Genomic DNA, 17,109 nt, shown 5'->3' on the forward strand with positions numbered 1-17,109 from the left:
TAAGTTCTTCATGATATGATGTAATATTATTTTTAAGAATTTAGATGTTTAATTTCGGGGAAACTATTTGTTTAGATAAATCCATCCGTTTTTAGCTTCTCCATTTTCAAGTCTCAATACATAAAAATAAGTTCCAACTGGTAAATCATCATTATCATTTGTTTGACCTCTCCATTCATCCGTATAGTTATTCTTTTTGTAAACAGAAAGACCATGCGTATTGAATATCTCTAATTCTTGTACTCTAAATGCTGCTAAATTCCATGTATCATTTCTATTATCTCCATTTGGTGAAATTCCTTGCGGGAATGAACACATTGAGTTAACAACTGTAAATGTTTGAGAACTTGAACAACCATCAGCCGTTGTAATTGTTACTGTGTATTCTCCATCGTCTGTTGCAATGAATTGCTCACCACTATTGTTTGATGAGGTTCCACCAGACCAATCGTACGTTACCGTTGCAGGATCGTACCCATTGTTTATTGGAGTTACTGTAATTGTATATTCATCATTAATACATTCACCTTCTAGAGCAATGTTTGCTGGATCAATTTGCATTAATACAACAACATCAAAACTACCTGTTCCATAACAATTTGTATTATCATTTTCAAGACGTACATATATGGTTGCTCCTGAACTTACGTATGTTGTTGGATCTGCAAGCATGTTTGTTCCTGCTTCTGCATCAGCCATTGTTTCGTAATAAGAAGCCGTTATAGGATCTGCCGTACCGTTTAATGCATTTAATTCAGCTTCACGAACAGTTAAATCAAATTCAGCTACACCATCAAGATCATCGTCACATACTTCTGACGCAGATATAACTGCAACTTCTGGACTTGTCTGAACTGTAACTAAAACATCATCTGTTAATGTTACTAAAGATCCATCTGATAATGCATACGTTATAGATGCTGTATAAACAGTATCTTCCGTTGGAGAAACAGTAATATCAGTATCGTTACTGATTACGTTTCCGTCTGGATCTAACCATTCAAATGTATAGTTTGGTGCACCTGCTGGTACAAATCGCCATAATTCTTGTGTTAAAACTTCCCATGCACCTGTATTTCTTCCAGGAGGCGCATACCCTACAGTTCCAGTAATGTTTTGGATACCTGTGGTAGCAAGACCTTGGTTCCAAGTTGGACAAAGTGGCTTTTCTATTAAAAGAACATCAACAACGTTAGAAGATTCATATAAAATAATCTGTTGTGTGGTTAATAGGTCATTACATCCAAATTGTGGAATTTCGAAGAACGTTACTTTGAATTGACGAGAAGGTGCTGTACCTACAGTTGTATATTCAATATAGTGATCTCCTGTTACACCAGGATCAATATCGTGATATGCTCCATGAATCGCATTTAAAGGAAGTGTTGGCGATGGTATTATATCTACACTACCATCTATATTCCAAGGACAAAAAGTTCCTTCATCTTGAGTTTGGAATGAAACTAGTCCATTTGCTCCAATTATTACGTCCGTATAGGTATTTCCAAAATAGTCGAAACTAAAGCCTAAACTAATTACAGAAGACCATCTGTCATCTAATGTAATAGACGTTGGCAAACCTGTTAAGTTATCTGGTGGACATTGTAAGTCACTGATTGTATATGTACTTGTATCAGACGTTATAGAACTTGCCATAAAGGTAGCAGATAAGTCTGTCGAAGTTACATCACATGTTTGCAATTGGTCATACCCTGCATTGATAATACCACAGGCTTGATCTGGACAGAATGCTTGTGTTTGTGGATCACTTGTTAACACACAGTTTGTATCATCAGTATCAGCTATTGTAAATACTACTGGTGTTGTATTTGGATAAGGTCCAAAGGTATAAGTACCTGCAGCAGTTACTACTTGTGGAGCACTACCAAAGTCATCTGTAATTGTAATTGTAACAGCATCACCTGCGTCCAAAATTGCTACGTCAACTAAGAATTGATCTCCTACAGCACAGTCTTCAACAACTGTATATGTTGCAGTTGGTTTGAAACATGTTAAACATTCAGCTGTCCATTCCCATGTAGTTCCATTTCCAGCTGCACAACTTGTAAAGCCGTCACTGTCAATTTCCATGAATAGGTTTCCGCCTGTTGATTCTATGACCAATCCTGTTAAATCTCCTGCGTTATTTCCAGAAAATAATATAGGGAATGTATTATCAGAACCATCATAGAAAGTTATGACATCATCGTCATCAACAATTGTTCCTGTATTAAATGTAAGTCGTACTGGAAATCCTGAATCAGAGGTAAATGTAAATGTATTGTCATCATTATTTGTATAACAGTGATTTACATTAATAGCTCCATTAGCACAAACTAGATTGAATATTTGGTTTGGATCAGGTCTTGTTGTGAAGCTTTCTTCAGTACATCCTGTTGCCAGTCCATTTCCATTATAAGCTAAAATCGTTACGTAGTATGTTGTAGAATATTCAGTATCTACTGGTAACGTATTTACGTTTCCAACATCTACACCGTTTACAATATCAGTTCCTCCAGGAGTAGTTCCTACAGAAACAATATATCCTGCTGGTGAACCAATTGCTGATCCCCAAGTAATATTTTCATCAATTTCAAAAGCAGTTGCTCCGTTTAAAGGAGATGTCAGTGACACACATGATGGCGGCACAGTTGGATCAATACATCCTACGATGAAATCCCAAGGTTGAATATTTGTACTTGTTTGGCAACTTATAAAACCATCAGGAGTTACCTCAATGATGATCCTATCACCTGTTGATTCTGCAGTAATTCCTGCTAGATCTCCAGTATTTCCATAACCTGTATATAATAAAGTTGTTCCATCAGAATCATAAATATTTAATTCATCCCAGTTGTTTTCAACATTTCCTGAGTTAAAACTTACTGCAAGGTTGTTACCGTTAGAACTTCTGTAGCTAAAACGCGTTGTAACACCATTTGTATAGCAAAAACCTACATTGTTTAATGGTGGCGCACTACAATCAACTATTTCATATGGATCGTCTCTAATTGTAAAGCTTTCTTCCGTACAAGCTGTAGCGTTTCCGTTAGCGTTGTAAGGTGTAATTGTTACATATATAACTGTAGAGAATGGCATTGTTCCTGGATCATACGTATTTACTAATCCAACATCAACTGCATTTGCAATATCTGTTCCTCCTGGAGTTGTTCCTATAGAGACTAAATATCCTGTTGGAGCGCCTGTTGCGCTTCCCCAAGTAATATCATCTTCTTCGTTAATGTCAACAGCTCCGTCCGAAGGCGAAGTTAAAGACACACATGTTGGTGGAACTGAATCGTCCACACATGATACTGAAAAATCCCAAGGTGTATATCCATCTGACTGACAACCAAAGATTCCATCAGACTGAATCATGATTGTAATAGAAGAACCTGAAGTTTCAAAAGAAAGTCCGGCTAAATCACCCGCATTTCCATATCCGTTGTAAAGTTCAGTAACTCCATCAGAATCTAAGATGATTAATTCATCCCAGTTATTTTCTACTTGTCCTGCATTGAATATAACTGCAAGGTTTGAACCATCAGAACTTGAGTAGTTAAACATTGTGTTGTCATTGTTTCCATAACAGAAACCTGTGTTGTTTACTGGAACTCCAGAAGCACAATCAACAGATACATTTGGATCGGCACGTGTTGTAAACACAGATTCCGTACATCCTGTTCTGTTTCCATTTGCATTGTAAGGAATTACAGTAACATAAATATCACTCCCAAAAGGAAGTGTTCCTGGATCGTAAGTATTTACTAATCCTACATCTACCATATTCGCGATATCTGTTCCTCCTGGCGTTGTTCCAATAGAAATTAAATATCCCGTTGGTCCTCCTGTAGAAGATCCCCAAGTAATATCACTATCTTCATTTACATCAACCTCACCACTAGCTGGTGCTGTTACTGCAACACAAGAAGGTGGTTGCGTCGTGTCTACACAAGCAATTGTAAAGTCCCAAGGAGTAAAGTTGTCCCCTGCACAGTTTACCGTACCATCGGACATAATCCCGATTGTAATGGTATCTCCTGTAGATTCAAAAGAAAGACCTGTTAAATCTCCTCCTGCTCCATAACCGCTATAAATTTGTGTTGTTCCGTCAGAGTCGGTGATGATTAGTTCATCCCAGTTATTCTCTACTTGTCCGGCGTTGAAGATGACTGCCAGTGGCGATCCATCACTACTTGTGTAAGTGAAAGTCGTTGTATCATTATTTCCATAACAGAAACCTGTATTATTTACAGGTCCAACAGTACAATCTACTGTTTGTGAATATGATAACGCACTGAAAAATGTCACCATGATCAACAAGGTAATTTTTTTCATAAAAAAGTTGGTTAATAGTTAGTGGCCCTAAAAATAGTAAAAAAATATAAACTTAACTTTACTTTAACACTTTAGTTGGAAAAAATAAAGTTTAATCGTTAAATTTTAATCGTATATATACTGGAAAGTGATCGCTATATCCGCCCAAATATTTCCTGCCTGCATAGGTTCTGAAAGGGTTGCCTTTGTATTTTCCTTTCCACTGTGTTAAGAAGTGCTCGTCAAAAATAGCTGCGGAAGCGAAACTATGCGTATTTTTTTTATAATTGAAGAAATTGGTCGTAAAAATAACTTGATCAAACAGATTCCATTCTCCTTTATAGCTTAAACTACCTTTATATATAGTAAGTAGTTTTTCCATAGGATTGTACAAACTAGTGTCCATTAAATATTTTTGAACACTATCACTTGTAGGATCGTCATTAAAATCGCCCATGATAATTATGTGCGGATCTATTTCTTCAGCTTGAATGTAATCTATTTTTTCGCGAACTGTTTCAGCTGCTTTGATTCGTTTGTGCGATGTTTCATTAGCGCCATCTCGTCTGGATGACCAATGATTTACAAATACGTGAATTGGTTCATTATTCAATAATCCTTTTACATATAATGTATCGCGCGTAAAATCGCGTTTTCCTTCTTCATTATATAATAGAATCGGAATTGATTCTGATTCAAGCACTTCAAAATATTCTTTTTGATATAATAAACCGACATCTATGCCGCGCTCATCGGGCGAATTGTAATGTACAAAGTCATAGTTAAATTCAGAAAGTTGTTTTGAAGCAATTAAATCATTGAGTACTTTTTTGTTTTCTACCTCAGCAACACCTAATAACACAGGCGCATTTTTTGCATCTTCCGGACCTAATCCAGCAATAGCAGATCCGAGCTTATATAGTTTCTTTTCGTACCGTTTAGGCGTCCAATTACGATCCGATTCAGGCAAAAAATCATTGTCAAGTGCGTACTTATCGTCTTCTGTATCAAACAAATTTTCAAGATTGTAAAATGCTATCGTATGATATTTCCGTATCGTATTTTTTTTATCCATAAAATGTACTAAAGTCCGTTTCTAATTATAAAAGTACTAAAATCAACAAAGGAAATGTGTAACTTTGTGTTTTAATTTTATTTATGATAGAAAAGAAAACAATTGCATACGAGCGTGCTGTATTGATAGGAGTGATTACAAAAGAACAAGACGAAGCCAAATCGAAAGAGTATTTGGACGAGCTTGAGTTTTTGACATTTACTGCCGGCGGTGAAGCTGTAAAGCGATTTACACAGAAGATGGAAGTTCCGAATCCAAAAACATTTATTGGAACAGGAAAAATGGAAGAAGTAGCGCAGTTTGTAATGACTAATGATATTGGTTCTGTGATTTTTGATGATGAATTATCACCAGGACAACAACGAAATATTGAGCGCTTGCTAAAGTGTAAAATTATTGATAGAACTGGATTGATTCTTGACATTTTTGCGCAACGCGCCCAAACAAGCTATGCGCGTACACAAGTAGAATTGGCACAATATCAATACTTATTACCGCGATTAACTGGTTTATGGACACACTTGGAACGTCAACGAGGTGGAATTGGAATGCGTGGACCTGGAGAAACAGAGATTGAAACCGATAGACGTATTGTACGTGATAAAATTTCGTTGCTTCGAAAAAAGATGAAAACGATTGACAAGCAAATGGCAGTGCAACGTGGCAATAGAGGTGCTTTAATTCGAGTAGCATTAGTTGGATATACCAATGTTGGAAAATCTACCTTAATGAACGTAATTAGTAAAAGTGAAGTGTTTGCCGAAAATAAACTGTTTGCAACGCTTGATACTACCGTACGTAAAGTGGTGATTGGAAATCTTCCGTTTTTATTAAGTGATACTGTAGGATTTATTCGCAAGTTACCAACTCAATTGGTTGATTCGTTCAAAAGTACACTTGACGAAGTTCGTGAAGCAGATTTATTATTGCATGTCGTAGACATTTCGCATCCGAATTTTGAAGATCATATTGCTTCTGTAAATCAGATTTTAAGCGAGATTAAAAGTGCTGAAAAACCAACAGTCATGGTTTTTAATAAAATTGATGCATATACGTACGAAACTATTGATAGTGACGATTTAGTTACCGAAAAAACCAAAGCTCATTACACCTTAGATGACTGGAAAAAAACATGGATGAATTCTTCTGCGGAAGAGGTTTTATTCATTTCAGCCATCAACAAAGAAAACTTAGACGAGTTTAAACGAAAAGTATATAATGTAGTACGTGAAATTCATGTAACGCGCTTTCCGTATAATAATTTTTTGTATCCTGATTATGAAGAATTATCATGATAACAAACACTAAAAATTCAAAAAGAGGCTATGAAAATAGGCTCTTTTTTTATGGGCATTAAGCATCAATCTTCCTCAATCCAAGTACCTACAATTCCATTTTTCCCTAAACTATATCCCAAACGATAGCTTCCCGCTTTTTTCATTTCAATATATTTCCCTGGTGCCGGAATAATACCGTTGTCACGGAGAATTGCATTGTAAGCCGCTACTTTATCATTTGCCAAACGCGTTCCGTTTTGTGTAATGTTATTTCCATCAATTAATAGTTTTACAGCTTCATCCGTAGAAGTGATGAATCCTTTTTTGTGTAAATCATTGAATACTTTTTCAATTCTAGCATTTAAACCAATTATAACAATGTGATTTCCTTTTTTATAAAAAGAAAAGTCTGCATTTGTTTGTATGCCTGCTTTACGAAACATAGCGCTGTACTTTTCATACTGCGCACCTTCAAGCACTGTTCCGTTGACATACATACGGTCTTTTTCACTGGTAAACGTTACTTCTGATGTCGTAGTAATCAATTGATCTTTCAATAAAGAAGCGAGTAAATTTTCTTGCACTTCTGGCCAAATCCAATTAAAATTTGAGCCAGAAGTTGCTGTATATACTGTTTTTGAATCATTTAACAAGCGTTTAATATGCGATCCTACGCCACCTTTGTGACGTGCTTTTTTTTCAATTTCTTTTGCTTGTCGCTCAATACGTTTTGCCTCTTTTTCTATACGTTTTGCATCAAGTTCAATACGTCTTTGCTTGCGTTCTACTTGTCTTTTTTCACGTTCTTTTTCAGCTTCAAAACGTCTTGTTTTAGCTACTGCTTGTCGCTCTAAACGTTTAGCTTCAAGCTGCAAACGATCAGCTTTTCTTCGCATACGATCTGCTTCGCGTTGCACACGTTCCTGTTCTACTTTTACAGAACTTCCCGAAACAATGATTTTAATATCTTCTCCTAAGTTTTCAAATTTTTCAGTCAATGCTGGAGATGCTACATTCAAATCTAAGGTAATTCGCAGGTTTTTTTCCGTCAATTTTATAGAATACACCTTTTCGTCGCTACTCCATTTCGAATATCCTTTTCCGATATCCATGTTTTTTCCACCGAGTGTTTTTTCAATTAAATCTTTCAATTTTTCATATCTATTTTTCGGGAAACGTGCACGAAGTTTATAATCATCATCTGTATGACTGATAGAAATAGAAGTACTTTCATTATTCGTACGACTCTTTGTGCTGCTATTATAATTAGATGATGAGTTTGTTGATGGCGGCGTTGGCGACTCCGGTGTTGTTTGTGCATTTCCAACGAGAAACGCAAGTGTTAAAACGATTGTTATAATTATTTTTTGCATGTTTTCTTTTTTTTTGATGAATGTTTAAAATTTTAATTTTTGATGATTTTAAAAGTAAGTCCAATGCCACGCGTACTTTCTATGGCAATGGTATTATCTTTCTTAAAATATTTCCGGAGTCAGCTAATGAATACATCCATGCTTCTTCCCGAAAAGAAATCATCATTTCCCCAAACATTTTCAAGAACGTCTTCTCGTTTTATCATTTGGTTTTTGTGATCGTAGAAAAACTGAATAAGTTGCGCTTCTTTCTCAGTAATTCGTTGCGTTTCTCCATTGAATTTCAATTGATAGTTTACCGTATCAAAAACATACTTTCCAATCGCGTATTCCTGTTCGTTTTTTGATGAATTGCTTGTTTTTTGCGATCGTTTCAATATGTTTTGTAGGCGTAATACTAAAATATCTGCTTCAAATGGTTTGACGATATAATCGTCGGCTCCGAGTTTTAATCCTCGTATTTTATCTTCTTTCATCTTCTTGGCTGTCAAAAAGATAAATGGAATTTCTGGGTTGTATTGAATCACTTTTTCGGCTAATGAAAAACCATCTAACTTTGGCATCATCACATCAAACACACAAATATCAAAAGCGTTTTCGGCTTGGTATTCGTCCGCATTAAAAAGCGTAAAAGCTTCTTCTCCGTCGGTTGCCCAAGTGACTTCAAAATTGTGAATCATTAAGTATTGTTTTAAAATACTTCCAAAATCATAATCGTCTTCTGCGAGTAAAACCTTGATTTTTTGCATTAGTTAATTGGTATTAATATGGTAAAAGTGGTTCCTTTTTCTAATTCGCTTTGCACAAATATTTTCCCTTCATGGGCATTTACAATCTGACTTGTATAATACAATCCGAGTCCAAGTCCTTTTACATTGTGTACATTTCCTTGCGTGACTCTGTAAAATTTTTCAAAAATTTGTGCTTGGTCTGCTACAGTAATTCCCATTCCGTTATCGGTAATTTCTATACTGTATTTGTTTCCTTTTAGCGATGTTTCTATACTAATTTCTGTTTGATTATTCCCGTATTTTACTGCGTTTTCCAAAACATTTAAAATGGCCGTAGTAAAGTGAAATGTATCAATTCGCAACAATACTTCTTCCGCACATACATTGTTTATAATACTGAGTTGACGTTGTTGTGTTGATAATTGAAAATCGGCAATGAGATCGGCAAAATATTCATTATCTACCACCGTATCTTTTGACAATACAATGTCGTTAGCGCTTAAACTATTGGTCAATACTTGATCAATAAGTTTTTGCAAACGTGTATTTTGTCGATCTACAATGTTTAATGTATGATTGAACGCTTCCGCAGAATCGCGAATTCCCTTGTTTTTTAATGTTTTTGATGCCACACCCAAAGTTGCCAAAGGTGTTTTGAGTTCGTGTGTAATATTGTTGATGAAATCAGTTTTGATTTCGGTGATTTTCTTTTGATTGATGAGGTTTTTGATGGAATAATACAGCAATCCAACCACAAATAAAAAGAGCAATACGGAGCAAATTAGTAAAATTGCCATTCGGCGGAATACAATGCTTTTCCAATCGGTAATTAAGATGATATCTTTTGTTTTGACTTCTACATCAAATGTGTTAGTAAATACGCTATCGTTTTCTTGTGTCACAAAATCGAATTCTGTGAAAGTTCGTGCCGATTTGACTACGTGCGAATTTTTATTTTCAAAATGTTCACCTAATACGGCCAAGTCTTTTTGTTTAGGCAACGGAAAAATAGTGTCTTTTTCTTGTCCATTAAACACAATAATACTGCTTATTTGGCGCTTGTAACGAATTTTATATCCTAAATTTATGGCTTCTAATTCTTTATGATAACGTTCCATATATGGCGCATTAACACTATCACCTTTTATGTGCAACCTACGAATAACTTCTGCTTTGCTAATCCGTTTGTTTTCGTAATCGCCTAAATTGGTACGCAAATCTTCTCCTATAATATCTACCAACGAATCCAATTCAGGATGATTGTCAATATCAGAAATTGCATTGTCTGTTTCTTGTATAAACGCACGTTTTTTTAATTGATACGCGTTTTCTACTAAGTAGGCCTGAATTCCCGATAAGGCAATTAAGGTGGCAATAGACGCAATTATTAATAGGGTGATTTTGTTTTTCATTTAATGATTGTTGGTTTGTTGTTGGCTGTTTTTGCAGTTTCAACAATTCAAAAGTAGGGATTCAACCATTTGTAGCCATAAAAAACGAGATCGTTAACCGATTATTAACCTAAAAAGCACAGAAATTAGCTGTGTTTACTGAGGTTTTTGATTTTGTGTTAATGAAAGGTATGTTTAAATAAAAAAGTGCGTTAACGTAGAAATTAACGATTGACGATTTTTGATTTTATTATTTCTTTATGAGAATTTTACAAAAATACGTGGCAATCTCATTCAACCAAAACACAGAATCTACTTTGAAACCGATATTTTCAAGTACTTATCGATACTATTTTTCTCTGAAAAACCAACCGAAATGACGGTTTGGATTTCTGATTGCGTTTGATTGTACTTTGCGTGGATTACTGATAAAAAATACTAATCATTCACAAACTTTTTACAATCTGTATAGAATTTTAAATACTCTTTATATCGAAAAGGGAATATAGCCTCGTCAATATATTTGTCTATTAGCTTTACAAGATTGATAGCCTTTTTATTTTCATTTTTTTCAAAAAAACCACTTATTTCATACAAAGCCATAATTCTAAAATAACACACGTCTTTTATATCACTATCATTATAGACATTTACAATTTCGGTCATTTTCAACATTCGCTTTATCAATTCATAATTGACGTTAATTATTGTATCTTTTTCTTTAGAAACCAATAGCTTATCAACAAGTAATCCTTCTGAAATATACGCATCTAAACTCAACCTTGTATTTGGTTTAAATCCTGTAGTAAAATAGATATCTCGTTTAAATTTATTTTGTTTTAAAAAACTTAGCAATATTCGATCTCCACGAAAAATGTATTCATCATAACTAGGTTTAAGTATCCACGAAAAATCATCAATAGTAATTAATTTGTCATTCCATTCGATATAATCTATAGTTTTGAGTTCTTCATTAGAAATATCGAATGAAATAATTGAATTTTCAACTAGGTATTTAGGATACCATTTCGATTCTAACAACGTAATATCTACCACAGAAATATCTTCCCGAAAATTTTCCACAGTTTGTAAATAATTCAGCGAAAAAGTAGGGATATCTCCTAGAGAAAATAACACTGCATTTTTACTACAGGCATTTAATTTTTCTTTGTACAATTGAAGTTTATATGCACTAAATCCGCCTCTTTTTTCAGCTTGTTTAAATGCCCAAATTGCAGAATCTTTTTTCTTATCATATAAATATTTTAGCGCTAAACCACTCCAGTCAGCAGCTATTTTATCATAAGGGTTGTGTCCAATTATTTCTCCTTTATATTTGGGTGTTAATTTGATGATTTCTTCAAATTGTTCGCTTGCTTTTAAAACAAGGTCCAAATTTGCATTGATCATAACACTACTGTCATTTGCATTTTTTCGGCTGTAGGCATATCCTAAAAAGTATCTTGCTTCCGTATTATCGGGGCTTTCTTTTACGGTAGCTTCTAAAAGTTGAATAAATTCTTCGTAGTCAACTTTGTTATAGGCTTCTTTGTCTAAATTTTCTATTCGTTTAAATTCATTCTTTATTCTACTATCTAACTCTAAATGATCTGTTTGACCATAAGAAATTACACTAAACAGAACTATAAAAATAACTACTACATATTTCATTGAACGTCGTTTTCTTATTTGTATAAAGTGAATTGAATAAATAAAAATCAAGAATTTTTGAAAGCTTTGAAATTATATTCAGCTGTAAAGTAGTAATTTAAAACCCATAATTCACGCCCAAACCAAGTACTTCACGCGTCTGAAAACCTCTAAAGGCGTTATCATCATAAATGGTTTGAAAGTTAATATTTGTGGAAAGGTATTTATTAATTGTCATTACAAGATTTACATTATAATCAATATCAACATTTTCAGGCTTTTCTAGATAATTGGCATATACATTCAGAATATTTTCCATGACAATGTTTTTAATCAATTTAAATTTATAATACCCTGAAGCATACATTCCTAATTCGTATCGAATACTTTCGTCTTCCGTCACTCCAAAATATTCTTCATTTGGTAAGGTAAAATCTTTATCGACAATAGTTACTTTAGAAGTTCCTGGTGCAATATTGAGTTTTAAATCATCTCTTTTTTTCCACAAAACTCCTGGACCAAATGAAAGATATGCAGGCGATAATACATTCGTGTTTTGCATGCGGATTTCTTTTCCATTTTCATCGGTATCAAAACGAAATCCTTTAGTTATTTGTGTCCTGAAGTTTAAAAAGCCTGAATAAAACCAATAATTTTCTCCTTTTTTACCAACAACTGAATTTAGTTCAAATCGATCATCAGTTTTTCTGGTGAATTCACTGTTTTTAGTTTGTGTTAAACCATATGCAGCTACAATTCTAGTGTCCCAATCCCAATTTTCTCGATGATATTTTAACTCGTATTTAATTCCTAAAGTTCCTGAAATACTATTTTCTCCACCAGCTGCCCAATTGGAAAATGCTGCCTGATTGAATAGAAACGATACGTTTCCTTTTGATCGCCAACCTTTTGGAATAGTATCTTTTACAGGAACAATTGGCTTCTGTACGGTAAGCGATTTTTGTATAGCGGCTTCTGCTATAGTAGGCTTTTTTACTTCTTGCGCGTTAGCCGTAAATCCTAAAAATAGAAAACAAAGAGTTATTAGATACTTCATAGTATATCACAAATAAGATATCAAAAATATAGACTAAACATTGAAAATCAAAATACAAGAAACAAAAAAAGCGTTTCCATCTGGAAACGCTTTTCTATACTATTGTTGGACTGTATTTTATAAGTTGTAGCTTAATCCAATGGTCCAGTATGATTGTAATTTGTTGTCTACGTTATCAAATGTAGTTCCTGCATTTCCACTTGCAAGGTTGAAGTTTACAGCTTCTTGCTTGTTTTGTCTTAATCCGAAATCAAAACCAACACCGATCATTTTCCACAATGTGTAGCTAAATGAGTTTGTCCATGTCCAGTTTGAAAAATCACTACTCTTGTAGCTTTGAAACATAGATAAGTTTGTTTTGAAGTTGATAGCACCAATACTTCTTGTATAATCTGCAACAATTTTTGCTCCTAAAGAAGACTCAAATACACTATCATTATCAGCAAATACAAAGTTGTAGTTTAATGGGTGAATTACTACAATTAAGTTTGTAATTGGCGTCCAAGTAGCACCAAAACCAACATCTAAATATCCAGGATCGTTGAAGTTGCTTAAGATTGTAGTTCTGTATTCTGCCAATCCAGAAATTGCGAACTTTTCGCTTATTTTACGACCGTATAAAGAGCTTAGATTGAAAACATCTGTTGCTTCTCTAAATTTGTCGCTATCTGTTGGATCGTCTGTGTTGTCCAATTTTACCCAAGCTAGGTTTACATTAGCACTGTTGTTCCAGAAAAATTTCTCTTGATTTAAGTTTGCAAATGCATTTACAGTAAATCCGATGTTTCCTGAAGCGTTATTAGGAATTCCTTGTGCGTACCAATTGCTGAATTCTGAAATGCTTCCACCAATAGTTCCGAAAGCTCCTTTTCTCCATCCTGGAAGTGCATCAATTTGTGCTTGTATAGCGTTTGCTTCTCCTTGTAAGGCATCAGCAGCAGCTTGCTTTTCCGCTTTTTGTGCTTTTAATTCTTCTTTTGTTTGCGCATTCATAGAACTCATTCCTAAACATAATGCGATGGCAAATACGATTTTTTTCATTTGTTTATTTTATTAGGTTAAATAGTCATTTATAAATTGCCTTTGCTTCTATGGTTGATACACAACGCATTACAATGACAGATTATAGTGACAGTCGTTTTTTTACTTTTGCGATGGCAAATATACTTCTTGCCTATCAGTTCACAAAAATATCACAAAATATTTAAAGCTATGACAATCAGTTAATTAAAAAAATTAGGAGCGTTTCTTTTTTTTGTAAAGAGGAACAGCCGAACAAGCTTCGCCATACATAATGCTTTTGGCAACACCGTGTAGTTTTCCTGCCATCATCGCGTATGCGTTGTCTGGTATGGGTTTGTTAGCACAACCTTTTATAATAACTAGCTTATCTTGATATGCAGAAACATCTAAATTCCCTATGATTTCTTGATAAACAGCCGTTTCTAGATTTTCTAAGGTGCCAATTATGACTTTTTCGACAAAAGGTGTCATATTCACGCTAATTAACATATATGCCCACGCAGGAATAATAGCATCCGTACTACAACAAAGCGCTACATACTGGTTTTGGTGTTGCGACCAGTCGTATTCGTCAATGTATTTACGGAATTCTTTTTCGCGAAGAATTAATCCTTCCATCAACCAATCGGAAATATCAAATAATACACGTTCGCCGTTTGGATAATAATCTTCCAAATCGAAGGTAATTAATTTACTTTGTGCAACTCTATTGATTATTTCGTCTGCCATGGTTTTATAGTAATCCTAGTTCTAGTTTTGCTTCTTCACTCATTAAATCTTTGTCCCAAGGCGGTTCAAAAGTAATTTCGACAGTCGTTTCATTTACTTCACTAAGCGATTTTACTTTTTCTTCTATTTCTAGCGGAAGCGTTTCTGCAACAGGACAATTTGGCGATGTTAATGTCATTAAGATTTTTACATCTGAAGTTTCATTGACAAAAACATCATAAATTAATCCGAGTTCGTATATATCTACCGGAATTTCTGGATCGTAGATTGTTTTTAAAACACGCACTATTTTTTCGCCCAAGGCAGCTGTATCTATTGTAGTTTCTGACATCTTAGTTTAATTGTGTTTGATACGCAACCGCGTACAATTTTAATTTTTTAATCATACTTACCAATCCGTTGGCTCTTGTAGGTGACAAATGTTCTTTTAAACCAATTTCATCAATAAAATGAGTATTGGCATCTATAATTTCCGCCGGTTTTTGGTCTGAAAATGCACGAATTAAGATGGCAATAATTCCTTTGGTAATAATAGCATCACTATCGGCTGTAAAAACTAATTTATCACCTTCCATTTCTCCATGAACCCAAACTTTACTTTGACAACCTTTAATAAGGTTTTCGTCTTTCTTTAGGCTTTCATCAATTAATGGAAGCGATTTTCCAAGGTCAATCATGTATTCATAGCGTTGCATCCAATCCTCAAACATGGCAAACTCGTCTACTATTTCGTCTTGTATCTCTTGTATCGTCATTTTTTCTTCGTGTATACGATTCATATATCAGACGCAAAAATACAACAACTATTACGGTTTATCAACAGCTTTTGCCATTGCTTGTATTTTATTTACCAAAGCGGCAAGTTCTTTTGGCGGATTTCCGTGTCCGAATTTAATATCACGTACCACATTTTCTTTATAATTGATTGTTAAAGTAGCAGGAATTGCGGCATCTCGGGCAATATCGTCAGGATTTACAGTATCATTTTTAAATTTTTCTGCATCAATTTTATCAAGTAATTCTATAATTTCATTCCAATCTTCTGAAGATACATCTTGTAATACAGAAACTTTTCCGTCTCTTACTTTCTTGTATGCAAATTGCGTCTTAGACAGTTTGATATCTTGATAAAATCCACGAGAAGACGCTTTGTACTCAATAGTAATATCATCTTGCGCATTTTTTATAGTTTCCTTCTCAGGATTTGAATCGCTACAACCTTTTGCAAATAGCGTGATAGAGAAGAGGCAAAGTAAGAATTTCATGTGTCGTGATTTTTAAATTTGGTAATATAATGATACAAAAAAAGACGCCAATATTGGCGTCTTTTTGATATTAAATTTAGCACTTTATATGTTTAGTTTACTAGACTAGCTCTTGCTCCTCCAGAAACTAACACTCCACGCATTCTACTTTTTTGTCCATTACTAAACATGTTCATACACGCATCGTTTGTATAATCCATGTAGTTCATTGTCATGTCTGTTGAACGACAGTTTGTCGTTGGGAATGATGGACATCCGTAGTTTGGCGCATCAGAAGTTGGTGTATCAGAAACAAAATCATCTCTGTTACATCTTCCGTCTCCCCAAATGTGACGTAAATTTAAGTAATGTCCAACTTCGTGCGTTGTCGTTCTTCCTTCATCAAATGGAGACGCTACAAAACCTGTAGTTCCAAAATATTGTGGTCCAACTACGATACCATCTGTTGCAGAATTTCCACCTGGAAATTGAGCATATCCTAAAATTCCACCGCCAATATTACAAACCCAAATATTCATGTGAGTTGAAGGTGTTACTGGTGGATATGTAGATTTTACTAAGTCGTTTGTTCCCCAAGAAGTTCTTGAGTTAGCATATCTGAATGTTCCTGCTAAACTAAACTGAATTTCAGTATCAGCAGCTACACCAGCAAATAATGAAGGCGTTTGGTTTGCATCATTGTTTGTTCTTCTGAAATCATCATTTAAAACAGCCATTTGCGAATTTACTTGTGCATCGCTTATGTTTTCGTTGTTATTACTGTACACAACATGTACATATACAGGTATTGTTACTACTCCTAAATTATCACCTGGATCAACTGGATCACCGCCACCGCCATTGTTTCCGCCGCCGTTACCGTTACCGTTTCCTGGTTTTTTTGCAATTGATCTTTGTCTGTAATTTTTCTCTATCTCATACATGCTACCAAATAACTCAGCATCTTTATCAAGTTGCGCATTTAGTTTTTGCATTGTAAAGCAGCCGCCAGCAGCTTTCTCTGTATTTTCTGTATATAAGTAGAAGTCGCTCATATCTGCGTTTTGTTCTTCTACTTCGGTTGTGTTTGCAGTCTGGTCATCACTACAAGACACCATAATCATAGCAATTGCTGCCATGCTTAAAAGAAGTTTTTTCATAATTTTATTATTAGTGTTTTTGGGTTAATTGCCACAAATGTATTCTTTTTTATGACTAATTTAACAAAATCCTTAATTTTTT

The 17,109-nt window shown here is 34.5% G+C and carries 13 protein-coding genes and 1 pseudogene; 1 reads left to right on the forward strand and 13 read right to left on the reverse strand.

The genetic code is table 11. From position 1 onward, the window contains the following. Nucleotides 1-63: 63 nt before the first annotated feature. Nucleotides 64-4,338, reverse strand: coding sequence for a gliding motility-associated C-terminal domain-containing protein (locus AB8B65_RS06950; RefSeq protein WP_405300147.1), 4,275 nt, complete (start codon nt 4,336-4,338; stop codon nt 64-66). Between the two features lie 91 nt (nt 4,339-4,429). Beyond that, entirely contained in the window at nt 4,430-5,392 is a 963-nt protein-coding gene (locus AB8B65_RS06955) for an endonuclease (RefSeq protein ID WP_405300148.1), read from the reverse strand. Between the two features lie 83 nt (nt 5,393-5,475). Between AB8B65_RS06955 and hflX the strand changes: the two genes are divergently transcribed. Further along, nucleotides 5,476-6,687, forward strand: a complete 1,212-nt coding sequence (gene hflX / locus AB8B65_RS06960; protein ID WP_405300149.1) for a GTPase HflX — start codon at nt 5,476-5,478, stop codon at nt 6,685-6,687. Nucleotides 6,688-6,752: 65 nt separating this feature from the next. On the opposite strand, the gene AB8B65_RS06965 is transcribed toward hflX, so the two are convergent. The 11 genes and pseudogenes from AB8B65_RS06965 to AB8B65_RS07015 all read right to left on the reverse strand — a co-directional run bounded on the left by AB8B65_RS06965 (nt 6,753) and on the right by AB8B65_RS07015 (nt 17,027). Continuing rightward, the gene (locus AB8B65_RS06965; RefSeq protein WP_405300150.1) at nt 6,753-8,042 is read right to left on the reverse strand and encodes a cell envelope integrity protein TolA; all 1,290 of its coding nucleotides are present in this window, start codon (nt 8,040-8,042) and stop codon (nt 6,753-6,755) included. A gap of 32 nt (nt 8,043-8,074) precedes the next feature. Then, nucleotides 8,075-8,791 (reverse strand): annotated as a pseudogene (locus tag AB8B65_RS06970) (response regulator transcription factor). Continuing rightward, nucleotides 8,791-10,185 (reverse strand): sensor histidine kinase, encoded by a 1,395-nt coding sequence (locus AB8B65_RS06975; RefSeq protein WP_405300151.1) that lies wholly within the window; start codon nt 10,183-10,185, stop codon nt 8,791-8,793. The pseudogene AB8B65_RS06970 and the gene AB8B65_RS06975 overlap by 1 nt, the downstream one beginning before the upstream one ends. 417 nt (nt 10,186-10,602) lie before the next feature. After that, complete coding sequence (locus tag AB8B65_RS06980; RefSeq protein WP_405300152.1) at nt 10,603-11,835, reverse strand: tetratricopeptide repeat protein; 1,233 nt, start codon at nt 11,833-11,835, stop codon at nt 10,603-10,605. Nucleotides 11,836-11,932: 97 nt separating this feature from the next. Further along, nucleotides 11,933-12,871 (reverse strand): DUF3078 domain-containing protein, encoded by a 939-nt coding sequence (locus AB8B65_RS06985; RefSeq protein WP_405300153.1) that lies wholly within the window; start codon nt 12,869-12,871, stop codon nt 11,933-11,935. A 117-nt stretch (nt 12,872-12,988) separates the two neighbouring features. Next, the gene (locus tag AB8B65_RS06990) at nt 12,989-13,912 is read right to left on the reverse strand and encodes a DUF3078 domain-containing protein (protein ID WP_405300155.1); all 924 of its coding nucleotides are present in this window, start codon (nt 13,910-13,912) and stop codon (nt 12,989-12,991) included. Nucleotides 13,913-14,107: 195 nt separating this feature from the next. Next, nucleotides 14,108-14,623, reverse strand: coding sequence for a DUF2480 family protein (locus AB8B65_RS06995; RefSeq protein ID WP_405300156.1), 516 nt, complete (start codon nt 14,621-14,623; stop codon nt 14,108-14,110). 4 nt (nt 14,624-14,627) lie between these two features. After that, nucleotides 14,628-14,954 (reverse strand): iron-sulfur cluster assembly protein, encoded by a 327-nt coding sequence (locus AB8B65_RS07000; protein WP_405300158.1) that lies wholly within the window; start codon nt 14,952-14,954, stop codon nt 14,628-14,630. Nucleotide 14,955: 1 nt separating this feature from the next. Continuing rightward, nucleotides 14,956-15,378 (reverse strand): SufE family protein, encoded by a 423-nt coding sequence (locus tag AB8B65_RS07005; RefSeq protein ID WP_405300159.1) that lies wholly within the window; start codon nt 15,376-15,378, stop codon nt 14,956-14,958. Between the two features lie 51 nt (nt 15,379-15,429). Further along, nucleotides 15,430-15,888: a hypothetical protein gene (locus AB8B65_RS07010; RefSeq protein WP_405300160.1), complete on the reverse strand. Its 459-nt coding sequence runs from the start codon at nt 15,886-15,888 to the stop codon at nt 15,430-15,432. A 92-nt stretch (nt 15,889-15,980) separates the two neighbouring features. Next, on the reverse strand, nt 15,981-17,027 hold the full coding sequence (locus AB8B65_RS07015) for a zinc metalloprotease (RefSeq protein ID WP_405300161.1): 1,047 nt from the start codon (nt 17,025-17,027) through the stop codon (nt 15,981-15,983). Nucleotides 17,028-17,109 lie beyond the last annotated feature (82 nt).

It is taken from the genome of Kordia sp. (genome assembly GCF_045105435.1).
In the GTDB taxonomy this organism is placed as follows: Bacteria; Bacteroidota; Bacteroidia; order Flavobacteriales; family Flavobacteriaceae; genus Kordia.

Excerpts from the sequence above, each read along its gene's own strand:
- AB8B65_RS07005 (WP_405300159.1), bottom strand. The coding sequence starts at position 15,378 with ATGACGATACAAGAGATACAAGACGAAATAGTAGACGAGTTTGCCATG.
- AB8B65_RS06975 (WP_405300151.1), bottom strand. The coding sequence starts at position 10,185 with ATGAAAAACAAAATCACCCTATTAATAATTGCGTCTATTGCCACCTTA.
- AB8B65_RS06995 (WP_405300156.1), bottom strand. The coding sequence starts at position 14,623 with ATGGCAGACGAAATAATCAATAGAGTTGCACAAAGTAAATTAATTACC.
- hflX (WP_405300149.1), top strand. The coding sequence starts at position 5,476 with ATGATAGAAAAGAAAACAATTGCATACGAGCGTGCTGTATTGATAGGA.
- AB8B65_RS06950 (WP_405300147.1), bottom strand. The coding sequence starts at position 4,338 with ATGAAAAAAATTACCTTGTTGATCATGGTGACATTTTTCAGTGCGTTA.
- AB8B65_RS07010 (WP_405300160.1), bottom strand. The coding sequence starts at position 15,888 with ATGAAATTCTTACTTTGCCTCTTCTCTATCACGCTATTTGCAAAAGGT.
- AB8B65_RS06965 (WP_405300150.1), bottom strand. The coding sequence starts at position 8,042 with ATGCAAAAAATAATTATAACAATCGTTTTAACACTTGCGTTTCTCGTT.
- AB8B65_RS07015 (WP_405300161.1), bottom strand. The coding sequence starts at position 17,027 with ATGAAAAAACTTCTTTTAAGCATGGCAGCAATTGCTATGATTATGGTG.
- AB8B65_RS06980 (WP_405300152.1), bottom strand. The coding sequence starts at position 11,835 with ATGAAATATGTAGTAGTTATTTTTATAGTTCTGTTTAGTGTAATTTCT.
- AB8B65_RS07000 (WP_405300158.1), bottom strand. The coding sequence starts at position 14,954 with ATGTCAGAAACTACAATAGATACAGCTGCCTTGGGCGAAAAAATAGTG.
- AB8B65_RS06990 (WP_405300155.1), bottom strand. The coding sequence starts at position 13,912 with ATGAAAAAAATCGTATTTGCCATCGCATTATGTTTAGGAATGAGTTCT.
- AB8B65_RS06955 (WP_405300148.1), bottom strand. The coding sequence starts at position 5,392 with ATGGATAAAAAAAATACGATACGGAAATATCATACGATAGCATTTTAC.
- AB8B65_RS06985 (WP_405300153.1), bottom strand. The coding sequence starts at position 12,871 with ATGAAGTATCTAATAACTCTTTGTTTTCTATTTTTAGGATTTACGGCT.